This window comes from Pedobacter cryoconitis (genome assembly GCF_001590605.1).
GTDB classification, from domain to species: Bacteria; Bacteroidota; Bacteroidia; order Sphingobacteriales; family Sphingobacteriaceae; genus Pedobacter; species Pedobacter cryoconitis_A.
In genome coordinates, this window is the sequence record NZ_CP014504.1 from 3418493 (window position 1) to 3427507 (window position 9015).

The following is a 9015-nucleotide window of genomic DNA, read 5'->3' on the forward strand; positions in this document are numbered from 1 at the left end:
AAAAATCAGATAAATGTGCTGCCCGTCGTAAAGCTGGCAGGGGGTAGGTTGGACGATCGTCCTTAAGATCTGCTCAATTCTTCCAATTGTGCTTGATTCAGACCTTTATAGGTCAGGTCTACAGGACTCAATGTAGTTTTGTCCTCTTCGGATAGTAAGACAATAAAGTTTTCCAGCCTTCTTTGAAAAGACTGAAGTAAATCCTCAATGGTTGCATCATCAAATTGTTTATTACTAAACTCGATCAGAATACTGATTTTACTATCGACGATTATTCCTGAAACATTCAATATTGAATCGCGGCGCCTATTACCTGAACTTTCCATACCATGATACTCACCAACGAAATCAAATAATCTGCTTCCTTCCGCATTTTCTATACCAGTACCGAAATCACCGAGATAATTAAAATTGATTTGCGGATCTATTTCATATTGTTTTCCAGCCAGATAGCGGAGTATACCAAAACCGATTCCTTTATTAGGAACCCTGTGTAATACTTCCTTAGATGTCACCAAATGTTTAATCAGATCTTCATCATTATTAATTTCCAGTACTACCGGATACATAGTGGTAAACCACCCCACTGTTCTGCTTACATCAACTTCATTCCCAATTGATTCCCTTCCATGTCCTTCCAGATTGATCACTATTTTGTCTAGTGAGAATATTTCTTTAATTGATAGACTTAATACAGCAAGCAATATATCATTCGTATCGGTTTGATAAGCATGGTGACATTGCGTGAGAAGTTTTTTAGTCAATTCCTGGTTCACATTGAAAGACTTAATAACGGCATCACTTCTTAAATTTGTTCCAAGAGGATGATCGAGTGGCAATGGATCAGTCTTCGTTACTCCAATTGCTGTCCAGAATGGCTCTTCATTCAGTAAGTCTGTATGTGTTTTATATTCTTCCTGTTTTTCCATCCAATATTTAAACGAATCAGATTTTAAAGGAATGACCAAAGGCTCCCCAGATAGATACTGCTGATAAAGCGAAGATAAATCTTCAAAGATAATCCTCCAGGAAACACCATCAATAATTAAGTGGTGTGCTAAAATCAATAGTCGGTGTTCACCTGGCTTTCTGAACAGACATACTTTAAATAATGGTCCTTTCTCAAGGTCTAACGTAGATTGGATACGTTCACATTCCTCAATAAATGAACTTTCTGTATAGTTATCTATAATCTCAAATACATAGCCCTGATCTATTCCCTTATTCATCTGCTTCCATCCATTCGAAGTATTTTGATACACCATCCTTAAAGCGTCATGGTGATGAACAATCTTATCAAATACCTTCTTTATTCCCTCTTCAGAAATCTCATCCTTACTTTCTAAAAGAACAGATTGATTATAGTGATGTGCATCTTCAGAACTATTTCCGAAAAAGTATTGCTGTATGGGGCTGAGTAGAATCTCACCTTCTATAATATCCTGGTCAATTTTCCGGGTGACTAGTTTTATTTTTTCTTTAAGATCATCTAGAACTGGCAATAATAAAATATCTTGTATCGAAACCGAATATCCTTTTTTTCTCAATCTGGAAATGATTTGAATTGATTTTATCGAATCGCCTCCCAATGCAAAAAAATCATCCTTCATGCCAATGTATTCTTTTTTCAGAACTTCTTCATATACTTCTACCAGTGCTCTCTCTGTTTCATTAACCGGAGCAACATATACTGTTCCGCTATTCATTCCCTTACCTGGATCAGGTAATTGTTTTCTGTCTATCTTACCATTGATTGTTAAAGGCATGGAGTCCAGCTGGACAAACAGAGATGGAATCATGTAGGCTGGAAGTACCCTATGCAGATAAGTCCGGATCTCACCGATCAACAATGGCTCTGAACCCGTCAGGTAAGCTATCAGTTCATGATCTCCATCACCCCCAGCTTTCACCACTACTGCAGAAGAATCTATATCTGGATGCCGTAACAAAGCCTGCTCGATCTCTCCAAGCTCTATACGGTAACCACGGATCTTAACCTGATCATCTTTTCTTCCAAGAAAAATCAACGTCCCGTCAGAGGCCCAGCGCCCTGTATCTCCTGTCCGATACAACCGTTGTCCCAATCGGTAAGGATCTGCCACAAATTTCTCCCTGCTCAGAGGCTCTTTATTTAGGTAACCCAAAGAGACACCAGCTCCACTAATACATAACTCTCCAGAAACCCCTATCGCACATAAACGCAGGTTCTCATCCAGCACATAAGCAGCTGCCCCAGAAATAGGACGTCCAATATGGACAGCTTCACCAGCTTCCAGTTCCTGAACAGTACAGCCTACGGTGGTTTCTGTTGGCCCATATTCATTATAAACCCGCATCCCGGGATTGATCTGTTTAAGGATTTCAACATGTTTAGAAACCACTTCCTCCCCACCAACTATCGCACATTTCAAGCTCTCAGAGCTCAGGTTCAAGTCTTTCAGATAACGGATATGTGAAGGCGTCAGTTTAATACTGTCTATCCCACTTTCCAGACTTAAAGTATGAGTGAATATATCGGAAAGTGACTTCTCTTGGTTATAGATGTAAAGTGATCCTCCGCCGGTCAATGCACAAAAGATACTGGTTACTGTCAAATCAAAACTCAAAGAAGTAAACAAACCAAAATTACCTTTTACAGTTCCATCAAAATAATAACTGTTGGCCCACTGGATATAGTTAGCCAGGCTACCATGACTAACACAACACCCTTTCTGCTGACCTGTCGAACCTGAGGTATAAATAATATAAGCCATGTCCTCTTCGGCAATCTCATCAACTACTGGGGCAGCTGAAGTACCCAGCTCATCCAACTGGATGTCTACCGCAAAAACATTTCCCTCATAGTAGGATAAATCAAACATATAGGAAGTCTGGGTAAGTAAAATCTGTAACCCGGTATCCTCCAGAATATATTCTTTACGGGATTGCGGATAATCCGGATCGATCGGCACATATACTCCTCCCGCCTTCAATATCCCAAGAATTGATATCAGCAGCTTATCAGATCTTTCCTGCATGATACCTACCATATCACCTTGCTGAAGCTTGTACTCCTCCTTTAAATAATGTGCCAACTGGTTGCTCTTTGCAGCCAGTTCATGATAACTCAACGTCAATCCGTCATAGCTCAATGCCATATCGCCCGCATTTATCGAAACCTGTTCCTCAAACAAGGACAATACCGAACGGTAGGTTTCCCCGGAATCGAAATTTGCATTAAAACTATTTAATAAAACATTCTCTTCTGCCTTGCTGATATAATTAAGTTCCTGAACAGGAAGATCAGGGTTAGCAACAATAGCTGACAATAGCTGAGCAAAATGATCGTGCATCCGCTCAACATAAGCTCTACTATAAAGATCACTGTTATATTCTATCGATAAGCTAAGCTCCTGGTCCGATTCCATAAACATGAATGTCAGATCAAACTTACTAACTACATGCTCCCCTCCTGTAAATGAACTCACCTTAAGGTTATTCAGTTCCTGTCCACCTGCATTCCGATTATCGTGAAAATCTATTAATACATCAAACAACGCATTTCTGCTCTGGTCATGGGCTATATTCAATGAGCCTACCAATTCATCAAAAGGATAAACCTGATGCTCATAAGCACCAAGGGTTACCTCACGGAAATGCCTTAGCAGCGAAAGATAACTGTCTTCACCTTTAAAACGTCCCCTTAAAGCCAACATATTTAGATAAAAACCAATCTGCCCCTCCAGGTCCGCATGCTCCCTACCCGCTATAGGACTGCCGATAATCATCTCGGTCTGTTGTGTATATTTGTATAGAAGTGTATTCAATGCCGCAAGCAGCCCCATAAACAACGTACCATTTTCGCCCTGGCTTAACCCCTTGATCCCAGCGGCATCATCTTTGGAAAGGGTACGGTTCGCTACCCCCCCTGCATAACTTCGTACAGACTTTCGTTTCTGGTCTCCTTCCAGATCAAGTACAGGAAGCTCGCCTGATAATTGTTCCAGCCAATAAGACCGGTGCCCTTCTAAAGACGTTCCGTTTAATTGTTCCTGCTGCCAGGCAGCATAGTCTTTATATTGTATACGCAAAGGAACAAGTGGGTTACCTAAGCCGTTGAGATAAGAATGGTATAACTGTAGCAATTCCCTGATCAGAATTCCCATTGACCAACCATCACTAATAATATGGTGCATCACAAAGCTGAAAATCCACCGCTGTTCCGAAATCTGATACAAACCAGCGCGGATCAGCGGACCCTTCTCAAGATCAAAATTACGGGAGAAATCCAGTGATACCAGTTCCTTTGCCCGATCTTCTGCATCCTGATCCTGGCAAAGATCATAAAAAGACAATTTAAATCCAGATGATTCAGGAAGCTGGATAAATTGTCTGACCTCCCCCGATTCGTCTTCCCTGATAACAGTACGCAAGATCTCATGACGCTCAATTAAAGCTGTGAATGCATATTCAATTGCATCCCTGCTAAAAGTCTCTTCAAAAACATAAGCTGAAGACATATTGTAAGCAACGCTCTCAGTATTGAATTTGCTTTGAATCCACAATCTACGTTGTGAAGAAGATAAAGCATAATTAGCTCCATTCTCAACTGGTAAAATATTAATATAAGCTACTTTCTTCGCTTTTAAGATCAATTCGGCCTGTCCCTCAAGTGTTTTCGTAACAAAAACATCTTTCAAATCTATTTTCACATCGAACTCTTTATAGATCTGGCTCGTTAAACGGATCGCTTTCAAACTATGTGCACCAAGCTCAAAGAAATCACTTTTTGTTCCTATCTGATCTTTATCAATGCCCAATACTTCACTCCAGATATTAACAAGCTGTTCTTCTGTTTCATTAACCGGAGCAACATATACTGTTCCGCTATTCATTCCCTTACCTGGATCAGGTAATTGTTTTCTGTCTATCTTACCATTGATTGTTAAAGGCATGGAGTCCAGCTGGACAAACAGAGATGGAATCATGTAGGCTGGAAGTACCCTATGCAGATAAGTCCGGATCTCACCGATCAACAATGGCTCTGAACCCGTCAGGTAAGCTATCAGTTCATGATCTCCATCACCCCCAGCTTTCACCACTACTGCAGAAGAATCTATATCTGGATGCCGTAACAAAGCCTGCTCGATCTCTCCAAGCTCTATACGGTAACCACGGATCTTAACCTGATCATCTTTTCTTCCAAGAAAAATCAACGTCCCGTCAGAGGCCCAGCGCCCTGTATCTCCTGTCCGATACAACCGTTGTCCCAATCGGTAAGGATCTGCCACAAATTTCTCCCTGCTCAGAGGCTCTTTATTTAGGTAACCCAAAGAGACACCAGCTCCACTAATACATAACTCTCCAGAAACCCCTATCGCACATAAACGCAGGTTCTCATCCAGCACATAAGCAGCTGCCCCAGAAATAGGACGTCCAATATGGACAGCTTCACCAGCTTCCAGTTCCTGAACAGTACAGCCTACGGTGGTTTCTGTTGGCCCATATTCATTATAAACCCGCATCCCGGGATTGATCTGTTTAAGGATTTCAACATGTTTAGAAACCACTTCCTCCCCACCAACTATCGCACATTTCAAGCTCTCAGAGCTCAGGTTCAAGTCTTTCAGATAACGGATATGTGAAGGCGTCAGTTTAATACTGTCTATCCCACTTTCCAGACTTAAAGTATGAGTGAATATATCGGAAAGTGACTTCTCTTGGTTATAGATGTAAAGTGATCCTCCGCCGGTCAATGCACAAAAGATACTGGTTACTGTCAAATCAAAACTCAAAGAAGTAAACAAACCAAAATTACCTTTTACAGTTCCATCAAAATAATAACTGTTGGCCCACTGGATATAGTTAGCCAGGCTACCATGACTAACACAACACCCTTTCTGCTGACCTGTCGAACCTGAGGTATAAATAATATAAGCCATGTCCTCTTCGGCAATCTCATCAACTACTGGGGCAGCTGAAGTACCCAGCTCATCCAACTGGATGTCTACCGCAAAAACATTTCCCTCATAGTAGGATAAATCAAACATATAGGAAGTCTGGGTAAGTAAAATCTGTAACCCGGTATCCTCCAGAATATATTCTTTACGGGATTGCGGATAATCCGGATCGATCGGCACATATACTCCTCCCGCCTTCAATATCCCAAGAATTGATATCAGCAGCTTATCAGATCTTTCCTGCATGATACCTACCATATCACCTTGCTGAAGCTTGTACTCCTCCTTTAAATAATGTGCCAACTGGTTGCTCTTTGCAGCCAGTTCATGATAACTCAACGTCAATCCGTCATAGCTCAATGCCATATCGCCCGCATTTATCGAAACCTGTTCCTCAAACAAGGACAATACCGAACGGTAGGTTTCCCCGGAATCGAAATTTGCATTAAAACTATTTAATAAAACATTCTCTTCTGCCTTGCTGATATAATTAAGTTCCTGAACAGGAAGATCAGGGTTAGCAACAATAGCTGACAATAGCTGAGCAAAATGATCGTGCATCCGCTCAACATAAGCTCTACTATAAAGATCACTGTTATATTCTATCGATAAGCTAAGCTCCTGGTCCGATTCCATAAACATGAATGTCAGATCAAACTTACTAACTACATGCTCCCCTCCTGTAAATGAACTCACCTTAAGGTTATTCAGTTCCTGTCCACCTGCATTCCGATTATCGTGAAAATCTATTAATACATCAAACAACGCATTTCTGCTCTGGTCATGGGCTATATTCAATGAGCCTACCAATTCATCAAAAGGATAAACCTGATGCTCATAAGCACCAAGGGTTACCTCACGGAAATGCCTTAGCAGCGAAAGATAACTGTCTTCACCTTTAAAACGTCCCCTTAAAGCCAACATATTTAGATAAAAACCAATCTGCCCCTCCAGGTCCGCATGCTCCCTACCCGCTATAGGACTGCCGATAATCATCTCGGTCTGTTGTGTATATTTGTATAGAAGTGTATTCAATGCCGCAAGCAGCCCCATAAACAACGTACCATTTTCGCCCTGGCTTAACCCCTTGATCCCAGCGGCATCATCTTTGGAAAGGGTACGGTTCGCTACCCCCCCTGCATAACTTCGTACAGACTTTCGTTTCTGGTCTCCTTCCAGATCAAGTACAGGAAGCTCGCCTGATAATTGTTCCAGCCAATAAGACCGGTGCCCTTCTAAAGACGTTCCGTTTAATTGTTCCTGCTGCCAGGCAGCATAGTCTTTATATTGTATACGCAAAGGAACAAGTGGGTTACCTAAGCCGTTGAGATAAGAATGGTATAACTGTAGCAATTCCCTGATCAGAATTCCCATTGACCAACCATCACTAATAATATGGTGCATCACAAAGCTGAAAATCCACCGCTGTTCCGAAATCTGATACAAACCAGCGCGGATCAGCGGACCCTTCTCAAGATCAAAATTACGGGAGAAATCCAGTGATACCAGTTCCTTTGCCCGATCTTCTGCATCCTGATCCTGGCAAAGATCATAAAAAGACAATTTAAATCCAGATGATTCAGGAAGCTGGATAAATTGTCTGACCTCCCCCGATTCGTCTTCCCTGATAACAGTACGCAAGATCTCATGACGCTCAATTAAAGCTGTGAATGCATATTCAATTGCATCCCTGCTAAAAGTCTCTTCAAAAACATAAGCTGAAGACATATTGTAAGCAACGCTCTCAGTATTAAATTTGCTTTGAATCCACAATCTACGTTGTGAAGAAGATAAAGCATAATTAGCTCCGTTCTCAACTGGTAAAATATGATTAAAATCACGACTGATCAGATTCTTTTTCAGATAAGCAACCAGTTTTTCCTGATGCAATTCGATAGACTCTAAAAGATCCTGAGGCATCTTAACTTCATGCGAAGTTATTTCCAAAACACCATTTGTTAAAGAAAGGTTCACATTTAACTTTCTCAATGCTGTCATTATTGACTTAATATCTTTCATACTTTTGTATTATTCTAAGACCTTAAACTTTTTGTATAAATTAACTCTAGCACATACTTACGTATATCTTTCTCTCCCCTTTAAACGGCATCCTTCCATGCGCCATTAACATGTTGTCCAACATGAGCAGATCACCTTTCTGCCAACTGAATTTAATTGCACTCTCAAATTGTATTCTTGTAATTTCTTCCAAATAGGCTTCGGGAATTTCCTGTCCATCTCCATAGAAAGCATATTGTGGAAATCTATGTCTATTTTTAGAATGCATTATCTTAAGCATTTTATAGATATCCTGCGGAAGATTAGATGGGTGAAATTGATTTGCCTGATTAAACCATATTTTTTCTCCGGTTAGCGGATGGGTTCCGATTCCAAGTCCATTCTGACTTAAGGCGATATTTTCCCCTTCCCAGAAAAAATCTATCTCATTTTCCTGACAGTATTTTTCAAGAACTTCTTTTTCAGTGGTTTCAAAAGTGTCCATCCAACTTTTCCCTATCCCTTTTGCCCCACTTAAGTATCGAGTGTATTTTACTCCGTGTTTCTCAAAATCCCTGACTATGTCCGGGTTCAGTTGCGACAGTATATATCTGCTATCCACAATAGGGGTTTCTCCCCCCTCTTCCGCGGGAGTCTGACAAAAGAAAAATATCAGATGTGGCCATTTATTGGAATACGACATTTCATTATGTAACGATATACTATATTCTTTTGGATATTCTGTGGAAGTGTAGACACTGGCAGACAATTTTGTTCTAGGAGAATTGCCGTCAACATAATCAAAGCCTGATGTTTCTTTAAAAACATCTTTAACTGATAAAAACTCTTCCTTTCCCTCAATCTCAAAATTTCTGAAGAGAACACCACCATCTTCAAGACATAACTTAGTTATTGAAGACTTTTCTTTTTCTAAGTACGCCAGCAGATCATTCAATCCAAGCTGACTGTTTCCTTCCGGTTTAACAACATTTATATGTTGTGTTCCTTTACTCATTCTCTCGATGATTATATTCCCCATAAGTAATATTTAATTATTTAATTAATCAGTGAATCAAAC

Annotated in this window: 2 protein-coding genes; both read right to left on the bottom strand. The window is 40.5% G+C overall.

The features are described from left to right. Positions 1–62 precede the first annotated feature (62 nt). Positions 63–7958, bottom strand: coding sequence for a non-ribosomal peptide synthetase (locus AY601_RS14030; protein WP_068402155.1), 7896 nt, complete (start codon positions 7956–7958; stop codon positions 63–65). Between the two features lie 46 nt (positions 7959–8004). Then, positions 8005–8976, bottom strand: coding sequence for a TauD/TfdA family dioxygenase (locus tag AY601_RS14035; protein ID WP_068402157.1), 972 nt, complete (start codon positions 8974–8976; stop codon positions 8005–8007). Positions 8977–9015: the final 39 nt, after the last annotated feature.